This window comes from endosymbiont GvMRE of Glomus versiforme, from assembly GCF_003546845.1.
Window position 1 is genome coordinate 445848 of record NZ_NWVA01000001.1, and the last position, 21785, is coordinate 467632.

The following is a 21785-nucleotide window of genomic DNA, read 5'->3' on the forward strand; positions in this document are numbered from 1 at the left end:
AAAATAATTAGTTAAAATTGTTGTTGATATGAAATTAAACATTAACGGAACCCTAGCCCAAGCATATGAAGAAGAGGGACAAGAAGAAACTTGCTTTATCTGTAGCCATTCCACAGAAGGAAAGGGATATATCATCTTTGATAAGGACGGAAATAGAATAGGACATACCTGTTCTCAATGTGCTACAAAATTAGAAGCAGATTTAACCGATGAAGAATGAGATAAGGCTTGATTTGGTAAAGAAAGTTAAAAAACCTTCATGAACAAAACCAAAAAAGAAGCAATTAGAGAGTTAGTAAAAGAAATCGAAAGAGAAAGGCAAAGCCACGAAAAATTTAAAATTGGTCTCGAAAACTATTTAGAAAATATGAGGAAATGACTTGCTGAACATAAAGAAAAAACTTTGAAACTAATTGAAGAATACGAAAACAAATATGGGAAATTACAGTAATCGGGACACAATAATTAACCTTAAAGGCGAAATTCTTTCACTTTACCGAAAAATACAAAATCAAATGGATAATATAGGAGATTGAGGCAGTGAAGCAGAGATGTTACGCAATGATTTGATACTCAACATCGACCAATCCATGAATGAAGGGTTAGAACCAGAAGATGCTACTGAACTAAAAGAAATTTTACAAGAAGTTAATGATTTTCGCCAAAGTTTAGGATTATGGGTCTAAAATTAACTTAATGACTGAAAACGAAAAAAAAGAAGAAAAAACAGAAAATCAAGAAGAAACTAAAAAAATAGAAGATCAAAAATGCTCTGAATGCGAAAAACAAGCTGAACACCAAGATCAAGATAGCAAAAAGTATTATTGCGACGACCATTGGGAAGAAGTAAAAGAAGAGGAAGAACCGAAAGCAGAAAAACAGGAGGAACAAAATAGTTAAGAAAACTATTTTTTTAGAAGAAAAGGGAACGGTAACTAAAAGAGAAAATGTTAACGATTTTCAGGTTGAATTAAACAAAAACAATCAACTAGTTAAAGCTAGCATTGCTAATCGTTTTAAACGAGAAGACCGAAGATGAAAGAAAATCATAGAAGGAGATAAAGTTTTAGTGGAAATTCCACCCAGTGAATCCAATGATCTAAAAGGAAGGATAATCAAGGTCTTTTTTTAACATTTTCGCCTATCCGAGCGTGCGTGAAGAAGTGTAAAAATATGCATAATTACCAAAAAGCATTTAAAGTAGCCAATGAAGAAGACAAAAAAGAACAAAAAAAAACTTTTTTTACTATTATTCCAGCTACGGAAAAAGCCAAAGACTATATTCTTGAACTTAAAAAAGCAAATGAAGATTTGCAAGACATAGTTGTTCAACAAGAAAAAGAGATTGAAAATTTAAAAAAAAAACTAAGCAAATACGAAACAATTAAATAAGTGTTTAGCATCATTTTTTAAGTGAAAGTAAGGGATTAATAATCCTTAATTGTTTAATAAATTATTAATAATTTAAATCACTTATGAATTACAATAATTCCTTTTTAGAAACTAAACTTAAAGCTTTAGCCCGTCAAACTGGCAATAATGTTGAAACCAAACAACTAATTAAGGATGAAACTAAAAAAATAGTCATTGAAACTCTTGGTGGTGAAAAGAATTTTGTTAATGGAGCCTATCAAGGGGGAGGATTAAGTCCCAAACAACTTTTAAGCTCTTTAGAAGAAATATTTGGTAACAAAAATTTTAAGAACGGAAAATATAAATTTAACCAAGAGCTAATAGTTGCCACAGCCAAGGAAACCATTTACGAGCTTTTTGGCAAGGGAAACTTCAAGGATGGTAATTATACTGGCGGCTGAAATAAAGAAAACGATTTAAAAGCAATTACAGAAGCATTAACAACTTATAAAACCTGACCAGAAACAGAAAAAGAAACCCAAGAGCAAACTAATAAGGCCATAGAAACCAAATTAGGAGGAACAGATAAATTTGAGAATGGCATTTACCAGCCCAAACCCGACATTATAAAAGCCATAATTGAAGAATTAAAACCCAAAGGAGTAATCTTAAAAGAATTACATGACATTATCGGTCAAGACAAATTTTATCCTGATGAACCTAAGCCAGAAGACGGCATTCCTCAAGGACGCGAAGGAAAATTTAAAGATGACAGAGAAATTGCTCTCCAACAAGCCAAATATCAGGATGAAATCCAAGCCACCCAAGGCTGATTAAAGTTTTTCAAAAAGCACTTAATTCCCGGTGATAAAGAAACTTTATGACGTGATAAATTTGGCTCTAATGTTGAAGGAGCCGAAGACCTCTACGAGGATGCCAAAGCTAAGGGCAAACAAATAGTAGGAACCGACTTTGAAGATGATGAAAAAAGAAGAATTGAAAAAGAAGTTCCAACTCCCGATGGCTTTCAAAAAATATTAGACGACATTCCTCAGCAAAGGAAAAAAATAGCCTGAGATACTTTTTTCCGCGACCGAGAAGGCGACAGCAGAATTAAAAAAGATTGAGAACCTAATTGAATAAATAGTGAATTAAGTGTTGGTATTGCCGAAAAGATTTATAATAACGGGTGGAATAACAACCCCGAAGGCTTAATTAACAAGGACAAAATAATTGAAATTTACACTACTAAAACCATTATCAAAAGCAAGGAATATGAGAAAACTACTAAAAACATTAATCCTTTAAAACATGTAGCCGAAGAAGTAGACAAAGCCCATGATTTTATAGTTGAAAGAATAGATTTAGAAACTAATTTAGACAATTTTCCCACTGATGATGATATCAAAAACGCTTACAATCAAAAACAAGTCCCCGACACTATTAATTATGAAGAATTAAGAGGATTAAGAGACAAAAAAATAGTCGAATTATTTAAGCAATATTTCCAAGAAAAACAGCCTGCAACCAATTTATCCGACCAAGAAATAGAATTGTGAAGAACTGCCCCTACTGGCTTGCCAAACACCGGAAAAGACCAGCGAATTGCTTATGATAATGGCTGAATTAACCCCCAAGACATCCAAAACAGCAAAATCAATTACCAAAACATTACCAATATTGAAGTCCTAAAAATTAACAAAAAAGATATCGATGCTGAAATCGCCAAAGTCGATAATCTAGTCCAACAAATTAATTCTTATAAGTATTTAAGAGAATTAGACACTAACCAAGCCAGCATAGATAAACAATTCTCGGAGTTAAAAACTAATCTTTTGCCTCCTACTAAGCCTAATGAAATTAAAGAAGCGGTAAACAAACAAAAACAAAATCTCTGATATTCTCTAACTGACCCCCAAGATGGCGGTATTGAAGAAACCAAATTAAAGCAATTAGCCACTAATTTACAAAACACTTGAAATGTCCCTAATTATGAGCCGATGACAGTCAAAAAGTTGAACGATTTTATTGCGGCTGACAAAGATGTTCAGGCTCTCGGGCTTTTTAAAGAAGACGGTAAATGAGAAGATTTAAATGCTCCTAATGAACAACTATATGGCAAAAATGATAAAGGTCAACCTCATAGTTGATTAAGTAAACAAGGAGGTTATGAACTTCCCAAAGATAAAACTAATGCGGAAGATAAACTCCATATTTCCCAAAAAGGAGCTTATTTATTAGACTTTTTCTATAAAAAGAGCAAAGATGCCAAAGGTTATGCTTTTAACCCCGATAAATTAACTGATAAGGATATCCATTTTTGTCAAATTGGAACTAGAACAGTAAGGAAATTTGTTAAAGGTGGATTTACAAGTAAAGATAAATGGGTCGAAGAAACCATTGAAGTTATTGGCGGAGATAAAGGAAACGCAGGACATTTAGCGATTGGAACTGGTATCGGAAAAACTACTAAACTAATAAATTGTTTAGTAAAAGGTGGAGAACGCCATATTATTTTAGTTTGTCCCACTACGGGATTAGTAGACAGTGCTTTAAAACACCATTCTAGTTGATTACAAGATTGAGGCTGTGTTTATCACGGCGGAGCCAAAGGAGAAACCGAAATGGCTTATTGTTTACGAGGAAAACCGGCTGAACGAGCTACCCAGCAAGAAATTGATGAAAACAAGCATGACCCCGAACTGAAATCTCTTTATAAATCTCATGGAGGTTATAAAGTAGCAAAGAACGATTTAGCCTACTGATATAATGCTAATTCAGGAAAAAAAGAAGGATTGGAATGAGATGCTGATAATCAAACGGGCAAAAAAGGACTATCCATCATGTATTTTGGGGATTTACTAGGATTTGCGGCTCGCAATCTTTTTGTGGAAAGTGGCGGCATAAACAGTTGAAGTGATGCCAACGAAAAGCAGCAAGTAAAGCAAAAACTAATTCCCAAAGATGAAACTATTGTAGTTTTTGACGAAGCCCATTTTAACGATGCGGGTTATCAAGCCTTACAATTTGAAATGATTAAGGCGGGTTATAACTGTTTAAGAATGTCGGCTACTTTTCCTGGTTCGGAATTTTCTACTACCTCTTCTTACCCAATGAAAAGGATTTGAGGTGGTGGCAAATTAGAACCGAACATGCCGGGCGGATTAATGATCTACCAAAATGCCGAGCAAGTGGAAAGACTAGAAAATTTACGAGGAGTTCCAGTTGGTTCAATTAAATGACAAGATGATGATGGTTTACCTATTCCCATTGAAGTTAATTGAGAAGAAAGACTCCAAACAGGAAATACTTGAATTTTTGGAAAGAACCTAGAACTAAGTGCTGAACAAAAAAGAGCCTTAGGCGACAATGTCTCTTACATGGTTTACACTCCGGAATTTGATGAGAACTGTGAAGACATTTCTCACGGAAGACCAAAGGGTTCAGCGGATAATGTAGATGGTTCCAAAGAAATGGGTTATAGTCCTTTTATTCATACTGTTGCTTGCTTAGGAGCCGTAGAAACTACTAATTTACAAAAATATTTCACTTACTCGGAACCCACCCTCGGTTTCACTCCCATCTCTTCTTTAATTCAACAAATGGGACGAGTAGCTCGGATTACTTATGGATTAGCGATTACTCTAACCAAAGAATGCGGAGAAATTGATTTAAGTGATAATGTTTCGGCTGCGATGGTTAAAGCTTGTTTTGACGGCAATACTAAACAAATTAACGATAAAGCCTATAAACAAATCTACAATGTTAATATTCTTCGAGGAGCATTGTCTCACCCATCACCTTTGACTTTTGGAAAAGCACCAGAGGAAATTTTGATGGGATTGAAAATTACTTCTGAACAAGTGGATAAAAAAACGCCGATTGATAAACTGGTTTGAAGGCAAGATAACGATACTGACAAAAACGAAGCAATGGCAATCCCTACTTATATTAAAGCATTAGCCAAAATCCCTGGTTTTGGTAGTATATTGAAAGAAATTAACCCTAGTGAAAAGTTATGAAATCGCTATTTAGGCAAATCAGATGCGATTACTATGGGTGAAGACCAAGCAAAAAATCTCTTAAAAGAAATGATTTCCAACTTTATCGCCCAAGATAAAAACTATCCACAAGGGTTAAATTTAAACAACAAAGCCAAGTTTATTGGTTCGGTCTTTGGAACAAAATTAGATGAAGAATACTACGATGCCGCTACTAAAAAAATGGTTCCCAAAGACAAAACTAAATCACAAAAAGATAAAGAAGAAGTAATTAAAGAAACTAGAACTGTTTTAAACGGCTTAGTCGAAGCCAAAATCAATGAATTAGCCAGCAAAGATTATGAAGAAACTAACAAACGCAGCAAAAACCCCAACACTATTCGTAAATTAGCCGGATTATACAATTTAACCAGTGCTAAAATAGACTATCAAAAATTAAAAAATGAAGAGGGCAAGTTAGTCTGAACCCTACTGATGACCGCATAATGAAAAAAATTAAAAAAAATATAATTAACAAAGATAACTCCAAGTATTTTACTGATTTTGTTCCTGAATCTTTACCTCTTTGAGTTTTTATTCAACAAGAAGCCAGAATAAAAAGTCTTGAATGAGAACTAGAAAGAAAAACGAAAAAAAACAAGCATAATATATGAAAGAAATAACCCAAGAAGAAATAAATAGAAGAATTGAATTAGCCAAAACCCATCTAGCCGAGATTGGTAATTCTCAAACTTTCCGTAAAGAAATTGAATTAACCGAAAAAGCAGCTGAAACCGAAGGCATTGAGGCTTATTGAAAATTACAAGACAAATTATCCCGCGAATTAGCTAACCATTTAATTAATTATAAAGGGAGCAGTGAAGCCACGGCTTATTGTCTAAGACTAGCCGATATTTTAAACGGCATAGAAACCCCCGAGGAAAAATGATACCGAATCAGAACCAATATTAAAAAATTCTTAGAAGAAGACCTAGTTATCGCTAATTCAGAATCTTTAAAAAAATTAGCCGATGAAGCCATTGCCGAAGACTCCATGGATGGCTATTATAATCTATTAAAAAGTTTTCGCAAAAGTTATGATGAGCTGGTTCAACTAAAAGGCAATGAGGATAATGCTGATAAGTTTTTAGAACAATTGACGAATGTAGTTCACGATAAGAATAAGTGAAAATAGTATGAATTGATTAATGAAAGTATAATAAATATGGAAACACACTGCGACTATTCTAAATGATTTTATTTGTGTCTTGCTCTTGTCTTTGTTGTTTTAGCAGGATTAGTTATGATATTTAGATACTTTTTAGAAATCAAAAGAGATAGCATAAAATTAGGACAACATGACAAAGAGCAAACTGAACGCATAAAAGTACTAGAAAAGAAAAATGGACATGAAGAGGTGGAATTATTAAAAGTAGAAGTGAATATTCTTAAAGGAATTATTAATGCTTTTTTTGCTAATCAGCAAGCCAAACCAATTATTAATAATTCTGTTCAGAAAACGGCAGAGATACCAACCCCGCCACCAATGCCTAGTAAAGAAAAAGAATCGAAACGAGAAAAACAACCAGTAATGCCAAAACAATCAGAACAAAAAAAACCAGATTGAAGTGAAGTTCACAAACTAATAAGAAAAAGACGAAAGGATTTAGGTGAAGATGAAGACTAAAAAAAAGCCATTAATTATCATTAAAGAAGACAAAAAAACAGTACTTAAATTTTACACTCCCGAACAGTGAGGAATATTTATAAAACTAGACGAAGCATTAAACAAGCCGACAGAATACTCAACCAAGTATGGATTTAATCCTGTTAGCAATTTAGTAACTGGTTCAGGAATAGGAAAAGCATTAATGCCTAAACTATTAAGAAAGGCATTAAAAAATCCGATTATTATTTAGTTCACAAAATAAGCCTAGATCCTTTTTCCAACAAAAGGAAACTTATGTCTGAACTCAAAAACTTATAGAGACTTAAAAACTACTTGAAATGATTATAAGGTAGCAAATTTAAATTATTTGGTCGGAGGCTGGTTATAATTGTCTATAAAGGAAAAAAATTAATGCCAAAAGATAGAGATTATTGAAAAGAATACAATCAAAAGAGGAAAGGATATCTAGCTCAAAAAGTTAAAGAATGAAAAACTAGAAAAAAACTTACGGGTATACAACCAACAGAAAATTTACAATCAGGTATACAACTCAACCAAAATGAAAAAGGTATACAACCCCTAGGTATACAACCAAAAAGAGATAATGGTGGTATACAACCTTTAAGCGAGAAATATACAACCGAAGCAGGTATACAACAACCCAAAAGAGAGGTTGACGAAAAAGAGATTAGCCATGTCGAACCGAAAAAAATGTCGAACCTCAATTTAAAACCTTGTTCTAATTGTTCTGAATCAGAAAAACAACTTCAAGAATTTAAAGAACAAGTAAAACAGCAACAAGAAATAATTAACCAATTAAAAACACAATCACAAGAAAATGCTAAGCAAATAACTACTTACAAAGAAAACATAAAGAATTTGCAAAGTAGAAAATACACAAGACTAGAAAATGCAAAAGAAAATAATCAATCTTGTTTACTTAACCATATTACTTTTGCTGAACTATTCCAGCAATTAACTGAAAAAGTAAAAAAAGACTACCAAGAAATTTATCAAAAACGTCCTGAAACTGCTCGCAAATGCTTTGATTGTCATAATTATGAGAGGAATTATCAGATTATGACTAATTTATTAGAGAAATACTGAGCAAAAAGCAAGAAATTGGAGAAAGGAGAAAAATGTGAATAAAAAACCTCTAACCATTTTACCTACCCAACAGATTTTACAGCAGGTTTGAGAATATTTAGTTACTAGACCTAATAAAAGAGGAGAAAGCAAACGAGATCAACACGAGAGCCTTTTCCTTTTATGCTGAAAAGCAGGATTAAGAATTAGCGAAGCCATTCATTTTGATTTAAATTTAGAACACCAAACACCTGAATATAAAAATCTTTATTTATTAAGAGGTAAAGGAAACAAAGAGAGATGGGTTTACATTAGTCCGGAAATAGCAAAAGAATTAAAAAAAAGGGATTGAAAACCAAATCAGGCTAACCGATTAAGTTTTTTTGACTTTTTAAAGCAATTAAAACAGGAAAGTAAATTGCCAGAACAAATGGAATTAGCACCTCATACTTTAAGAAGATGCTTTGCTACCCACAATGTCATGAGCGGAATGCCTTTACCAGTTTTACAAAAAGTTTTAGGACATAGTAGTTTAGCAGTAACTAGTAAATATGTAAGAGCAGGAACCTTAGATAATCTATTAAAATACAAGCCAGTATAACAATTTCTCGTTTTTAGTGCCACTCACGCTCCCGAGCATACGTGAAGGAGTGCAAAATTAAGAAAAAAGAAAAGCGAACAAGATCTTCACTTTATCTGACAAAAAGCCTCTTTTTTTCTATAAGTGAAAGCAATTAACCAAATGAGTACTACTCACGCGGGACGAGCGTGAGTGAGAGAGTGACAAAGTGAAAATAAAAGGGAAAGAAAAGAGATAACAATTTCTAATCTAAAATTTAACTAATGAATAGTAGGCTTGCTTACCAAAAATACAAAAACTACAATTTTGGTAAAAAAAGCAAGCAAATCTACTTCAAAACTAATCATGTCTGTTCTGAACGAACTTATGTTGCCAATTGAAACGAATTAAATAAATTAGCTTGGCAATGTAATGTTTGCCGAAAATTTAAGCCCCAATCACAAAATAAAACTGACCAAGAAATGCGGAGGTTTTTCCCTAATTTGTATAAATAACGAAAACTAAACAAAAAAATAACTTAATGAACAAAAAGTCAACTAAAACAAAAATAATTTGTCTTGGTTGTAACAAAGAATGGCAAAATAAGATTTACAGCGACGGGAGTTACCGACACTTTTATCAAGATATTAAAACTAAACAATATTTTTGCGAAGGGTGTATCCAAGATGAGCCAGTTGCTGAACTATTTGAAAAACCGACTCACTTACTATTTAGAAATAATCAATATTTTGATAAAAAGAACCAAGAATGCTGTGCTGGTTGTAAAGAAGCTAATTTAGAATTAACCCAAGAATGAAACGAAAAAAAATATTGCCAAGACTGCATTAACTGAAATCGAGAAGCCGAACGATCAGAAATAACTGGTTGTTGAAGATATGATGAAAAATTTTGCGAAAGATGCTGTCTGTGTAATAAATGTTTATTAAGAGAGAAAAAGTTAGCCAAGTTTTCTACCCAAGAATTAATAAGCGAAATAATCAACCGACCAGATTATTGAGCAGTTATTACTTGGGAAGATGATGATTTTCAACATAGAATTAAAGAGATTGCTTGGGAATTAAGTGAAAGCGAAAGCATGACACCAGAAGAAATAGAAACAATGGTGAATGAAGATATTTTTAATCTACAACCTTCACGAAGAAAAAAATACAGCAAAGGAGTTTAGAAATGAACAAAGAGTATTGTCAAAAGAAAAACTGCGATTTTTGTGTCAGAGGTAAGAAACAAAGATACTGTGCAATTGGTGGGTTTTTTGAACATACTTATAGCCAAGGAAAAATTAACAAACTGACCGGAGAACCAATAACAGATCAAAAATTTAACAGCGACTATAATTGAGAAGCAAAAGACAAAATCTGAAGTGTATGTCTAGACAACTGATGCTTACAGCAATTAGGAATATTTCAAAAAATAACCTTGGTGCTTCAATCTTATAAAAAGAATAGAAATGTAGAAAGAGAAAAAATTGATAGAGAGCTGGAAAAGAAAGTTATAATTTATTACTATGATAACAAGCATAGAAATGATGGAAAGTGAGCTTGTGATAAAGAATGAATTCCTCCTAGTCTAAAGAGTGGTTTATGACTTTACAAATACAGAGAATTTAACGGAAAGACAATCGAACTTTGCGGACACTATATGAACAAAAAGACATGTCATCAAAAAGCCTATTATTACGAAAAAAAACTATGAGAATTAGAAAAGGAAATTTACGAATTAAAATTAACTGAATATCCCTATTGCTTATGTTCATCTGAAAGGGAGAAATATACCAAAAGAGAACCATGGTGACCCAAATACCAACAACTATACGAAGAAATAACTAACTACCAGCCTCAACATTCGCTTATTAGAGAGATACAAGACAAAAAACTAACTTAACAATGCCAAATTCTAATCAAGAACAAGAAATAGTCTTTAAAGAAGCCTTTTTAGTAAGCAACTTTCTCCTTTTATGAAATTTACCTTCCCGAAAAGATAAATTAACTACTGAACTACAAAAAGAAGTCCAAGAAAGATTATGAAATAAAAATACTTTAGACAGTTTAGTACTAGAAAAACTTGGAGAAGAATCATGATTTAAATCAGAAAGTGAAAGAAAAGCACTAAAAGCAGAAGACTACCAAAGAATAAAAGAGTTAACCGAGGAAACCAAAGACTTCATAAGACAATTAGAGAAAGAAACTGAATGAGAAGGAACTATGGATAAAGAAATAGAAAATAACAGAAACAAAACTATTCAACAGTGGATAAAGGAAAACAAATAAAAACAACGTTAAAATTGATGTAATGCAAAGAATAGTAAAAATTAAAGAAATTATAGAAGAATACGTGGTTCAAGATGGCAAAGAATACTTAATTAAACTAAATTATGCTTCAAAAGAACATAATGCCTTTAACTCTCAAGAAAGAATTCCTCTAGCCACTAATTTAACTTATGAGGAACTGGATAAGGCTAATCGAAAAGAAAAACAAGAACTAATTGCTGCTTTAGTCACAGAAAAATAATGACGCTACAAGAAATTTTAAAACAAGAACAGGAGGCTAAAGCATTTGCTCAATGAATAATTGCCAATAGTTCCCGAGTAATTAATGAAGAAATTAACCAGAGCAAAAAAAGCCCCACTATTACTGAATTATTAACCAATAAACCACTCTTTTTTTTATTAGAAGCAATTAAAGTTTTAGATCAGAAATGGTGAATATCCTGACATATTTTTGATGATTTAATAAACCAAATAAAAACTGATTATCAAAAATTGGATCCCCAAGTTCAAAAGTTATTTCAACTGAAATTAAAAAATTTTAGAATTAAGCAAGCCTTGGATTTAGCCGAGGAACTTAACTAATGAATAACTCTCTTTGTGCTTTAGGAAGAAAAAGCCATAGTTGGAAAACTTTAAGTTGAAATAATTCGTCTAACACTCTTAATTATTATGGAGTAACACAGTGCCAATTTTGCTTTTTAGAAAAAAACGAACCAGTTAAATACCAAGTTAAAGAAGCAATTTTTATTCAAGGGCATACTTGCCAATTGTGTAATAAAACTACTCCGCAAAGCACTTGATTTTATTCTTTAGTAGAACAAAATAGTCAAGAAAAATGAATTATTTGTGAAGTCTGTTCTAGGAAGTATTAGCAGTGTTCGCCGAGTGTTTGACTAGATTTATTTAGAAATTTGTTGTCTTAAAATGTAGTTATATGAGACCAAAATTAAACAAAGAACAATTTTTAGCCAAGATGGCAGAAGGACGTGAAGCACGAAAATATGCCCAAAAGATAATTAAAGAACACGGAGAAAAAACCAATGAATTTACTACCCAAGGGTTGTGGCAAGAAAGTATAGCCAATGATTTAAAAGAAAAAACTTTAACCTTTTTTGGCAGTACTTTAAAATATTTAAGCCAAGACAAAATGGTTAATTTTGCCGACTGATTGCTGGATAGGTTGGAAGACTTCGTGTTAGAGCGATATAATCAATCTGACGAAATTACTAAAGGAGCTTTTAAGAAAAAAGTTGAAGAAGTACTACCGGATCATAGAATAATTGGAAAATTGAACTAATTTACTAGTAATCTAGCCAAGAATGCTCCTAACTTTAAATCTTTGATTAAGCGGGGATAGTTTGCTTAAATTTAGATAAATGAATGGCTCCGACAAAACTTTAATTTTTAAAGTTGATCAATATCAAGTAATAGAAGAAAACCAAGTTAGAACTATTAAGATTAATTTTTTAGAACCATATAAAATTAACCAAGAATATAGCGGAGTTTACTTGCCACTTAATTTAATAGAACAAAATACTCCGAGTTCATCTAGTAATTGACTAACTGATGATAATATTACTTTTATTTTAAGAAATCAAAAATATGAAGCCAGTGTAACCAAAGATAAGGAAGAAAATATTTATTTAGGCAATATTATTGGAGCAAGAACTGACTTAACCAATCTTAATAACTTAAACGAACTAGCCAAAAAGCATGAGAAAAAGCAAACTAATTTAAAGGAAATTAAACCATTGCAAGATTTTAGCCAACAAATAGAGGTAGAAATAAGCAGATATACTATTTTGCCTTTAGCTTTGGGTCAACATCCGAATAATCACTGAGGAATGCTAGTATTAGAAAAAGAAATCCAAGGGACAAAAATTAATAAAGTTTATTGAACTTCAGCGAAGAATAATCTAAGTGAAGAGGTTTCGCAAGTTAAAGCATTAGTTGCTTTTTTAACTTCCGCTGAAATAGCTGATAATATAGACATTACTACTTTAGATGGCGAAAAGCAAGTCAGAGAAGAGGATAGTGGGATTTATTTGTGTCTCTATATTAAAGAAATATTAGAATACCAAACTAGAACTAAAAAAGCATTTGGCGAACCACTTGCTTTAACTCGTAATTATGAATTTTATGGAACTCCATCTTCTCCGGAAACCGAGGAGACAAAACCAAAAAAACAAACCAAAACTATCGGGGATTGAAGCAAAAGTGGAGAAATCACGAATGAAGAATACTTATATTTATTGGGAAGTATGGATATTTGAATTACCGCTCAGTATACTTTGGAAGAATTAAAAAACAAATTTAACGAAATAAAAAAAAATAAAAATTCAGAGAGTGAAAAATCAGAAAGCGAAGAAAGTTCTTCTGATGATGAAAGCGGATCAGAAGATGGTCAAGACGGAACTGCTTCAAGAGATCCATTAGCAGAACAAGAACCATTGCCGCCATTATTTTCAACACCGCCATTATCGCCACTACCATCGCGACCATCAACACCTGTTTTAACACTAAAAGCAGATTGAAACCAAATTCTCCAAGAAATCTACAACTTTTTTAATATTAACTGAACTAGAACTTTGGAAGAAATTCAAAATAAAGCCCAGCAAATACTTGACACTTATGGCGACCCATTAGCAGGATTAGACTTAAATGGTGCTAATCCAACCGAATTAACTCCCAGCAAAATAGGACAAGACGCCATTGCCAAAACCGAATTAGAAACCATTAAAGGATTAGGAGAAAGATTTAGCAAATACACAGTATTAAAAGCCGGAATGGACGGCAATTGCTATTTAAATAGTTTCTCCATTTTGCTATCCGGTGAAGACTACAAATGAGCGGTTCCTTTGCGGGTGAAACTCTGTTTAGAATTAATGAGTAATAAAAAGTTAAGTTTAGGATTTACCGACCAGGAAAAAGCCGCCTGAATTACTGATAAAATGCTAAGAGATAAAGGTGTTGAAGACTACCCCAATGACCCTAATATTGTGTTTCCATTAGCCAAAGATAAGACTTATATGCCGTTAGATGATTTGTCTTATTTTGCTTATTTCTTACACCGCCCAGTAGTTTTGATTTATCCTGCCCAAGGAGTAGCCACTAATAACCCTGACGCTATTCAAAGTGGTGGTTTTTTATGAACTAAATATCCCTCGGTAGATTTAGAAGGATTAAATATTTGATTTAAAGAACCATTTTTTATTTATCGCTTAAAAGATATTCAGCATTATGTTCCTTTGGTGCGACCACAAGACCATAAAGAAGGAATAATCAGCTTTAAATTAAAAGAATATGAGTTTGATGACGGTTCGCCAACTGAAAATCCTCCTTATGACAGCAGGAAAATAGAATTAACAGCCCATGGGACATTTAAAAACGATTTTGTTTTTGATACCAGTGTTCTTGATAATCTTTCTAAAATAATCATTTATTTGGGTGAAAATAACGACTGAACTGCTAACAGATACCAAAACCTTAAAGACAAGTTTACCGGAGGAGCAAGCAAAATAGGAAAAAACATTTATATTAGCATAGTTAATACTGACAGTAATATTAAAATTGAAAACAATGAACTTCGCATTACAAGCAACATCTTTGAAGACATAGAAATTGAAAAAACCACTGACCTTAATTTACTAGTGATAAAATTAACCTTCACTGAACCCTTACGAGTAGAAAATGATGTAGAAGAAAACTTGCTCTTTACTTTGGATACTAACCAAGAATTTAAAAGTGAAGGATTGGGAGCAGATATGTTGCTAGACAACGGCACAATTACTCATAAAATCGTTTTACCAGCCACGGATGAAGACGAAGCCAAAAATATTGCTTCAAATTTCACTAACAAAGGAGACAGCAAAATAATTACTTACACCATTGAAGGAACAGCAGAAGTATTAGAAAGTTATGATTTAATGGGTTCTAATATAAATACTCTTAAATTAAATAAAGGAGTCACTATAACCCCTTCTCTAAGAGACAAAGCCTTTCCAAAACCAAATGATTTAGAAACTAAAAGAGAGTTAATTATTAAAGAAATAAGCAACAAAATGGATAAGTATGGAAAGCATATTTTATTTATTGACCCTCTTTTTAATAAGTTTGCGGGTGATTATAACGAAGAATATGCTACCGGAAAACCCGGTAAAGGACATTGAGGAAACGATAGACCAGATACCTGATTAGAATTTATCAATCAAGCCAAAGACGAAGCCGAATTAAAAATAACTGGGGACAGTATTTTTTATGCCTTGGGAGAATTCTTTATTAATTACTTTCTTGGTGATGAAGGTTTTGGAGAAATTGATGCGGAAAGATTAAAGACTTATTTAGCAGACCACAACGAAGACACTAAGGTTAATTCTTTATTTACAAGAAATAATATCGAACCTAGAATAAATAAGTTATTAAAAGCCAAAAAAAATGATATTTGAGAAGTTTTTTTTGAGGCAAGAAAAATAAGTGACAAAAATACGATACTTATTGATGTGGTATTTAAAGACATAAATAAGAAGGAATTTTATAAACTTGATGACATTAGTGATACCAATACTTTTGATATTAAAAAAATACCTTTTGAATTAGAGAATGAATTGGGAGACAAAACCCTAAAAAGAGTATATTTTGACAATTTAAACAGTTCAAAAGAAGAAGAGATAAGAAATCAAGGCACTCCTCCTAATGATGACTTTAGAGCGTTTTGAAGCATCAAGGGCAGTGCTACTTATGATGAAGGTTTGTCTGCTCTCCATTTTATTAAACCTGATAATTTAGAATATAAAGTATCTCTTGTTATGGAACCCAAAGAAGTTAACTTTACTGTTTTACGAAGACTAATACTGAAAACTAACTATGTATCTTACGAAGTTCAGCCTTTTGATATGTTTACTGACAAAACAAACTCTTTTAAGGTTAATATAAAAACTATCAGCTTTTTAATCAATAAGTATAAGGAGAATGATATCTTTTTGGAAAAATGAATAGATAATTCAGCAAATAAAATGTTTAGTTTTAGATATAAGCAAGCCCAAGCAGAATTAGCAGCCTTAAATAATGAAGAATTAGTATTCAGTGATGTCTTAAAAGTAGAAAACCTTGCTACTAATGAGGAGTTTATTCCTGCTAAAATTGCTTAATTATTTTGTCATTCAACAAAAATTTTATATGAGTAATCAGCAAATAATCAACTACATAAAAATCAGAGAGCAATGAAAAGATGCTTTAAGAGCCAAATCTAATGCTTTATCTTCCATTTGAGGAGGTTTATTTAGATTTGGTACTTTTCTAGCCTACTGAGCAATAGAGAAGATTTTCTTGAAAGAAGAGATTAAAGCCATGTATCAACGAAGTCCTAACTCTAAATACCTTTTTTGACTTTCTTTGGCATTTGGAATATGAGGAATAATTGATGCTTTATTAGGAGCCTATAACTATTTTCAAGCTAGTCAACAAGCAGAACAGTTAAAGAAGCAAGTAGAAGAATCAGAGAGGAAATTATATTAATTCTAAACATCAAGTGAATAACAAATCTAATAACTAATTAATGGAAGAAGAAAACCCCGACCAGAAAGAGCCTGCCACCAATAAGACTTGATGGCGAAAACATAAAGATGATGTGTTAATTTGAACCAGCATTGGCTCTTTCGTCTTAACTTTTTTTCAATGTTTAATTATGTTGGTTAAGTGCTTTAAGAAGTAGAAGCAAAAAATAATATTTTTTTAAAATATTAAAATGTTTATATGAACGATCAAGCAACCAAATCCAATTTAAGTATTGAAGAAATAATTACTAATTTTGAACGCCAAAATGAAATAATTATTAAACTCTTAAAAGAATATCAAAGTAATTTATGAATAGGTGATTCACACTCTCCTAGTCTAGAAAACATTTCCCAACAAGAAAATCAAGCAGTTGATTATGTTAATAATGTTATCTTGCCTAGAATAGAAGCTGGAAAATCCGAAGGAGCAATCGGAGCATTAGGATTTTGAGACGCAGCAATCATTGATTTTATTAAACAGCAAACAATCACTTTTATTGGTTCTACTTTAAAAGAATTAGTTATTAAAGGATTAGTAGATTTATCTAAATGAATAATGGAGCAAACCGAAGCAATGATTATCAATCTTTATAATAATTCTTCTCAAGCAGAAAAAGAAATATTTAAAAACAAAGTTCAAGAAGTATTTCCCGATTGTGAACTTTTAAGGAAACTATTATAATATGAATCAAAACGACTTACTCAAAACAATTCAAAACCTTCAAGAAAATAACTTAAAAAAGGACTATTTAATAGTAGGTGCAGCGATTTTTCAAGGTATTATTTTTCTAATCATGACTTTGATAACTCGCAGACGCCGAAAACCTAGACCAGCAGTGCGATTAATGCGTATAGACACAGCCATGGCTAAACTGAAACTAGATAGAGAACGAATTAAAAAAGAAGCAATCTACGAAGCTCAACTTACAAAAGTAGAAACAGGACTAAACGCTGATGATAAAAAAGAAAATGCTTCTGAAGACACTAACTTTCTAAATGATTTGCAAAGTAAAGGTAAAGAGCAATTAGACAAAACTATTAAGAATGTTAAAGATGTTGCCAAAGATAAATTAGGTGGGTTGAAAGATAAACTTTTTGGTTCAGGAAAAGAATAAAAAACTTCTTTTAAAATAAGTTATGAAAAAAACTGAAAACAAAAAAAACCCCAAACAAAACCACCCAGAAGTAGTAGTATTAGAAGGATTAGGAACTTCCCGTCGCTGTTCCTTACCAACTGATTTTAATCGTCCTGCCTCCCCTTACTTTTCTCCCAGAACTCCTCAATTTGATCCTAGTTCTCCCCTCACCCCTAACCATTTAACTTTTAATGCTTTTTCACCTACCCTAGATAATTTTGAAGAAACTGGTGAAATACTAAACAGATTATCAAAAAAAGGCAAAAGTTCCTCAGATAATTTAATGAAAAAACTTTTAGACCAAAAAGAAAGAGAAATTAAACGCTTAGAAGCTGAAAAAGAGCAATGATTAGCAGAAAAACAAGAATGAGAGCAAGAAACAGTTAAACACCAACAATTACAAGCAAATTTAGTTCAAAAGGATAAGAAAATAGCCGAATTAAACACCGAATTAAAAGAAACTGGCGATGATTTGCTCCAATTAGACAAAAAAAATGATAAATTAAACAACTTTTTAACCCAAGAAAAGTTAAATAACCGCCAATTAGAAGAGCAATTAGCCCGGGAAATAGATGAGAACCATCGCTTAAAAGCCAGCCAAGAAGAGATTAATAACTCCCTTTTAGCCAAAGTTAAAGAACTAGCCGAAGTGAAAAAAATCGGTTTAGAAGAACAAGAACGCTGACAAGGAATAATTACCGAACAGCAAGAAAAATACGAACAAGAGAAAGAAGAGAGAGAAAAACAATTCACTCAAACTGTTAATAACTTACGCAATTTTCAATTAAATACTGATATCCCTCACGCTGTCTCCGGGCGAAGAAAATCCCAACATAAAAAAACTTTTAGCACTAGCAGTTTACCAGTTAGTCAAAATAATTCTCCCCGTGGCTCTTTCTATGAAAAAGAAAAGCCCACCAACCTTTTTATGGAAATTACCAAAGGGAACATTTTCAATAGAGAAATCACCAAATCACCCAGTAATTTAGCAAATGACAGTGATACGGATTATTCCGACAGTTCTGTTCCGGAAAAGAAAAAAAAGCGTCATTCAGACTCTCCACTCTTTAATAATTCTCTCCTAAACAAAGACCACACTCAATCTTTTGAAGATTTATTAAACATCGTAGACAACTTTACTACTGAAACTGTGGAAGAACAAGAAAACAACCAAGAATTATTAATAAAATTAGAAGAACTAGAAAAAGCCCACGCTAATCTAAAAGAAAATCACCGCAAACTAATAGGCGACCACACCACAAATGAGCGTTTACTCCAAGAATTCAATCACCAGTCAATACTTTGAGAGGAAGAACGCAAAAAATATGAAAAATCACTACAAGAAACTAATCAAAAACAAATAAAAGACCAAAACGAAAAACAACAGCTTATTGAAGAGTTAGCCGAGGTGAAGTACCAATTAGCAGAGGCTAGCAGTAAAGCAAAATTGGTTGAGAAAGAATTGAAAGATGAATTAACTCAAAAAGAAGCATCCGAAGAAGATTTAAATGAACTAGAAAGAGCGATTGATAAATCAGATAAAACCATTCAAAGAGGTCAGCAAATTTTTAGTGATTTTAAGGCTCAAATCCTTGATATTAATAATAAAATTATTAAAAAATAGCCTTATAACTATAATATAATGACCGGCGAAAGCGAAAAGATTAACAATTTAACTCAAAAGATAGCTCGGCAAGAAACAACCATTGCCAACTTAATTAAAGATACGGAAGATGCAGTTCAAATCTTAGTTGATTTAAAACAACAATTAGATGACCTTCAAAACGAAAAAGATGATCTTCAAACTGAAAGAGATACTTTAAAGACTGATAAAGATAAATTACAAATCGAAAAAAACACTTTACAAACTGAAAAAAATGCCTTACAAGACGAAAAGAAAATCTTACAGGATGAAAAAACTGCTCTCGATGAAGAAAATGCTAAAATTAATACTGCTATTCAAAAAGCCGATGAGCAAGCAGACAAGGTAGAAGCCAGAATATTACAACTTACCCAAAAAATCCAATTGTTTAAGAATTAAGAAAGAAAATGGCAGAATTTTACCAACGCATCAAGGCTTTAGAAGAGAAACTAAAAAAGCTAGATAGTTTATTAAATGTTACCGAACAAGGGATAAACAAACTATGAACAGAAAGGCAATTAGATAAAAACAAAATCAAAAGCAAAGAACTGGAACTAGAAGAGTGATACCAAAAACTAGAAAACTGTCAGCAAGAAAAAACCAAAATGGAAAAAGAATTAAAAGCCCAAATATTAGAATTGAAAAAAAATGAGTTCTCTAAGGATAAAGTAGATCATTTATTAAATGGAGAAAACAAAGAATTAGAAAAACTAGGAGAGCAATTATATGCTGAACGAACTCATTATTACCAAATCCAAAATAAATTAATTGGCAAACTATGTGAGCCGTGTGATTGTGGAGAAAAAGACCAAAAAATTAGCAACCTTTTTATCACTATTTGAATTATGCTTGGGTTTTTCTTTGTTTTTCAAATTTGGTTTCTAGGATTTGTTGCTCCTAAATATATCAAAAAACGAAAGGAGATGCTTAAATAACTATACAACAATGACAACCCTCCAAGATTACTTAAACAACAAATATCCAACCCAACCAGATAAAGAAGCCTTAAAAGAGATTATTCTTTCTGAAATTAATGAATTATTAGAAGGAGGAGAATTAGATTTAAAAGAGTTTACCAATTTAGAAAAAATGGAAGTAGACCAGTCAGTTCTAAAAACTCCTCTCACTAAAATAAATAGTTTAACCAGTTTAAAAGAATTAATTTTACCCAAAACCCAACCTGACAGTGATGAAGATAAAAAACTATTCACAGATTTAGGCATTGAAGACAAAACCACTCATATTAGCCAGCAAAGAACAGTTAAAGAAATAAAAAGGCTAACCAGTGAATTCTCTAATACCCAAAACAAAAAAATTAAAGTTATTTTTTCCACTAATAAGGCTCCCCAAACTAAATTAGATAATGATAAAGACGGAATAAGTGAAGACAATAATGGTGAATGAGATATTTATCTCCAATTAGAAAGAAAAGATAAAAAAGGCAACTTTGCTCCTAATTTAGTATTGTGAACTTTTTGCCGAGAACTAACGGCTATCAAGCACGGAAACTATGATAAAGAACCTTTATTTTGACAACATTTTAACCAAGAATTAGAGTGAATAAAAGATAATTTAGGCAAATTATACAAAAAGGAGTGAGAGTTATTGCTTAACCCCTCTACTTTTTCCCATGAACTACTAGAAACTAGTTTATTTACTTGCTATTTTCCTAAACCGGAAGACGGAGCCGAATTAACCACTAGCCAATCAGTTATTAAGCCTGAAATAATAGCTAATACTTGACCGAAAATCAGACAAGAGATAATTAACCTAACTAGCCAAGAACTAAATAAAGCCACTACTGATGATGAAAAAGAAAAGTTATGAATTAAACTAATGCTGGAATATAACGAAAACAGTAAAGAGTGAACCATTAAAGTTAATTATCATAAACAAAGTCCAATTCAGTCTAAAATAAAAGAATTAACCACTACTACTCTTTTAGAGAATGAGATAGAATTATTAAAACAGCAAAAAAGTCAGTTACCTACTCCGGAAAAACTGGCTCAATTAGAGCAAGAAAAAGAACAATTAGAAAAACAACTACAAGGCGGAACTAACTTGGTAGAAGAGAACAAAAAACTCAAAGAAGAAATCCAAGCTCTTTATAGAATTATAAAAGAAGCAGACGAAGCCGAACGGCAGAAAAAATTAGTTTTGAGTGAACTCATTCAAACTCCTAAACAGACCAAGGAAGCCATTAAAAGATTACTTAAAAAAACTATTCAAGAATGACGTGAATATTTCGAAAGTGAAGACCCTGATATTGCCGAGAAAAAATTCATACTAGGATTAAGTTTCAAAGATCCTGAATTGCGTCGCAAAGGTAAAGAAATTTTAGGCTATATAATTGAAGCTCATGAGAACGGCAATTACCGAGAATTAGTAGAAAGATGACAGAAAGAAGGAAAAAACGGAGGAGAGTATGATGTTGAAATAGATTTTGATGAGAGTTTACAAAAAATAAAAGACCTTTTGCAGGTTTTGGAATATCAAAACTCTGTAAAAAATAACTAAAAG

General features: G+C 32.1%; 29 protein-coding genes. All 29 read left to right on the forward strand.

Going from position 1 to position 21785, the window contains the following annotated elements:
• The first annotated feature begins 28 nt into the window (after nucleotides 1–28).
• On the forward strand, nucleotides 29–250 hold the full coding sequence (locus GvMRE_RS02435; RefSeq protein WP_147409699.1) for a hypothetical protein: 222 nt from the start codon (nucleotides 29–31) through the stop codon (nucleotides 248–250).
• 9 nt (nucleotides 251–259) lie between these two features.
• Nucleotides 260–451 (forward strand): hypothetical protein, encoded by a 192-nt coding sequence (locus GvMRE_RS02440; RefSeq protein WP_147409700.1) that lies wholly within the window; start codon nucleotides 260–262, stop codon nucleotides 449–451.
• Nucleotides 435–686 carry a hypothetical protein gene (locus GvMRE_RS02445; RefSeq protein ID WP_147409701.1) on the forward strand — a complete coding sequence of 84 codons (252 nt, stop codon included), beginning with the start codon at nucleotides 435–437 and terminating at the stop codon, nucleotides 684–686. The genes GvMRE_RS02440 and GvMRE_RS02445 overlap by 17 nt, the downstream gene beginning before the upstream one ends.
• A gap of 10 nt (nucleotides 687–696) precedes the next feature.
• Nucleotides 697–900, forward strand: a complete 204-nt coding sequence (locus GvMRE_RS02450) for a hypothetical protein (RefSeq protein ID WP_147409702.1) — start codon at nucleotides 697–699, stop codon at nucleotides 898–900.
• A gap of 13 nt (nucleotides 901–913) precedes the next feature.
• Nucleotides 914–1132 carry a hypothetical protein gene (locus GvMRE_RS14490; protein WP_425451139.1) on the forward strand — a complete coding sequence of 73 codons (219 nt, stop codon included), beginning with the start codon at nucleotides 914–916 and terminating at the stop codon, nucleotides 1130–1132.
• Nucleotides 1133–1173: 41 nt separating this feature from the next.
• Complete coding sequence (locus GvMRE_RS02455) at nucleotides 1174–1392, forward strand: hypothetical protein (RefSeq protein WP_147409703.1); 219 nt, start codon at nucleotides 1174–1176, stop codon at nucleotides 1390–1392.
• Between the two features lie 83 nt (nucleotides 1393–1475).
• Nucleotides 1476–5840, forward strand: a complete 4365-nt coding sequence (locus GvMRE_RS02460) for a hypothetical protein (RefSeq protein ID WP_147409704.1) — start codon at nucleotides 1476–1478, stop codon at nucleotides 5838–5840.
• Nucleotides 5840–6016 (forward strand): hypothetical protein, encoded by a 177-nt coding sequence (locus GvMRE_RS13400; RefSeq protein WP_172575222.1) that lies wholly within the window; start codon nucleotides 5840–5842, stop codon nucleotides 6014–6016. The genes GvMRE_RS02460 and GvMRE_RS13400 overlap by 1 nt, the downstream gene beginning before the upstream one ends.
• On the forward strand, nucleotides 6004–6528 hold the full coding sequence (locus tag GvMRE_RS02465; protein WP_147409705.1) for a hypothetical protein: 525 nt from the start codon (nucleotides 6004–6006) through the stop codon (nucleotides 6526–6528). The genes GvMRE_RS13400 and GvMRE_RS02465 overlap by 13 nt, the downstream gene beginning before the upstream one ends.
• Before the next feature lie 30 nt (nucleotides 6529–6558).
• Nucleotides 6559–7020, forward strand: a complete 462-nt coding sequence (locus tag GvMRE_RS02470; RefSeq protein WP_147409706.1) for a hypothetical protein — start codon at nucleotides 6559–6561, stop codon at nucleotides 7018–7020.
• Nucleotides 7010–7252: a hypothetical protein gene (locus tag GvMRE_RS02475; protein ID WP_147409707.1), complete on the forward strand. Its 243-nt coding sequence runs from the start codon at nucleotides 7010–7012 to the stop codon at nucleotides 7250–7252. The genes GvMRE_RS02470 and GvMRE_RS02475 overlap by 11 nt, the downstream gene beginning before the upstream one ends.
• Before the next feature lie 161 nt (nucleotides 7253–7413).
• A complete protein-coding gene (locus GvMRE_RS02480) occupies nucleotides 7414–8151 on the forward strand; it encodes a TrbJ/VirB5 family protein (RefSeq protein WP_147409708.1) in 738 nt (245 codons plus the stop codon).
• Nucleotides 8144–8689 (forward strand): tyrosine-type recombinase/integrase, encoded by a 546-nt coding sequence (locus tag GvMRE_RS02485; protein ID WP_147409709.1) that lies wholly within the window; start codon nucleotides 8144–8146, stop codon nucleotides 8687–8689. The genes GvMRE_RS02480 and GvMRE_RS02485 overlap by 8 nt, the downstream gene beginning before the upstream one ends.
• Before the next feature lie 242 nt (nucleotides 8690–8931).
• Complete coding sequence (locus tag GvMRE_RS02490) at nucleotides 8932–9162, forward strand: hypothetical protein (RefSeq protein WP_147409710.1); 231 nt, start codon at nucleotides 8932–8934, stop codon at nucleotides 9160–9162.
• Nucleotides 9163–9188: 26 nt separating this feature from the next.
• The gene (locus tag GvMRE_RS02495; RefSeq protein WP_147409711.1) at nucleotides 9189–9833 is read left to right on the forward strand and encodes a hypothetical protein; all 645 of its coding nucleotides are present in this window, start codon (nucleotides 9189–9191) and stop codon (nucleotides 9831–9833) included.
• Between the two features lie 2 nt (nucleotides 9834–9835).
• The gene (locus GvMRE_RS02500) at nucleotides 9836–10549 is read left to right on the forward strand and encodes a hypothetical protein (RefSeq protein ID WP_147409712.1); all 714 of its coding nucleotides are present in this window, start codon (nucleotides 9836–9838) and stop codon (nucleotides 10547–10549) included.
• Nucleotides 10550–10551: 2 nt separating this feature from the next.
• Nucleotides 10552–10935, forward strand: a complete 384-nt coding sequence (locus GvMRE_RS02505) for a hypothetical protein (protein WP_147409713.1) — start codon at nucleotides 10552–10554, stop codon at nucleotides 10933–10935.
• Nucleotides 10936–10957: 22 nt separating this feature from the next.
• A complete protein-coding gene (locus tag GvMRE_RS02510; RefSeq protein WP_147409714.1) occupies nucleotides 10958–11176 on the forward strand; it encodes a hypothetical protein in 219 nt (72 codons plus the stop codon).
• Entirely contained in the window at nucleotides 11176–11517 is a 342-nt protein-coding gene (locus GvMRE_RS02515) for a hypothetical protein (protein ID WP_147409715.1), read from the forward strand. Before GvMRE_RS02510 ends, GvMRE_RS02515 begins: the two co-directional genes overlap by 1 nt.
• On the forward strand, nucleotides 11517–11807 hold the full coding sequence (locus tag GvMRE_RS02520; protein WP_147409716.1) for a hypothetical protein: 291 nt from the start codon (nucleotides 11517–11519) through the stop codon (nucleotides 11805–11807). Before GvMRE_RS02515 ends, GvMRE_RS02520 begins: the two co-directional genes overlap by 1 nt.
• Before the next feature lie 62 nt (nucleotides 11808–11869).
• A complete protein-coding gene (locus GvMRE_RS02525; protein ID WP_147409717.1) occupies nucleotides 11870–12232 on the forward strand; it encodes a hypothetical protein in 363 nt (120 codons plus the stop codon).
• A 79-nt stretch (nucleotides 12233–12311) separates the two neighbouring features.
• A complete protein-coding gene (locus GvMRE_RS02530) occupies nucleotides 12312–16082 on the forward strand; it encodes an OTU domain-containing protein (RefSeq protein ID WP_147409718.1) in 3771 nt (1256 codons plus the stop codon).
• Nucleotides 16083–16110: 28 nt separating this feature from the next.
• Complete coding sequence (locus tag GvMRE_RS02535) at nucleotides 16111–16449, forward strand: hypothetical protein (RefSeq protein ID WP_147409719.1); 339 nt, start codon at nucleotides 16111–16113, stop codon at nucleotides 16447–16449.
• 237 nt (nucleotides 16450–16686) lie between these two features.
• Nucleotides 16687–17169 carry a hypothetical protein gene (locus tag GvMRE_RS02540; protein WP_147409720.1) on the forward strand — a complete coding sequence of 161 codons (483 nt, stop codon included), beginning with the start codon at nucleotides 16687–16689 and terminating at the stop codon, nucleotides 17167–17169.
• Between the two features lies 1 nt (nucleotide 17170).
• Complete coding sequence (locus tag GvMRE_RS02545) at nucleotides 17171–17602, forward strand: hypothetical protein (protein ID WP_147409721.1); 432 nt, start codon at nucleotides 17171–17173, stop codon at nucleotides 17600–17602.
• 22 nt (nucleotides 17603–17624) lie between these two features.
• Nucleotides 17625–19247, forward strand: a complete 1623-nt coding sequence (locus GvMRE_RS02550; RefSeq protein ID WP_147409722.1) for a hypothetical protein — start codon at nucleotides 17625–17627, stop codon at nucleotides 19245–19247.
• Nucleotides 19248–19265: 18 nt separating this feature from the next.
• Entirely contained in the window at nucleotides 19266–19664 is a 399-nt protein-coding gene (locus tag GvMRE_RS02555; protein WP_147409723.1) for a hypothetical protein, read from the forward strand.
• 8 nt (nucleotides 19665–19672) lie between these two features.
• A complete protein-coding gene (locus GvMRE_RS02560; RefSeq protein ID WP_147409724.1) occupies nucleotides 19673–20200 on the forward strand; it encodes a coiled-coil domain-containing protein in 528 nt (175 codons plus the stop codon).
• Nucleotides 20201–20210: 10 nt separating this feature from the next.
• Complete coding sequence (locus GvMRE_RS02565; protein ID WP_147409725.1) at nucleotides 20211–21782, forward strand: hypothetical protein; 1572 nt, start codon at nucleotides 20211–20213, stop codon at nucleotides 21780–21782.
• The last annotated feature ends 3 nt before the right edge of the window (nucleotides 21783–21785 follow it).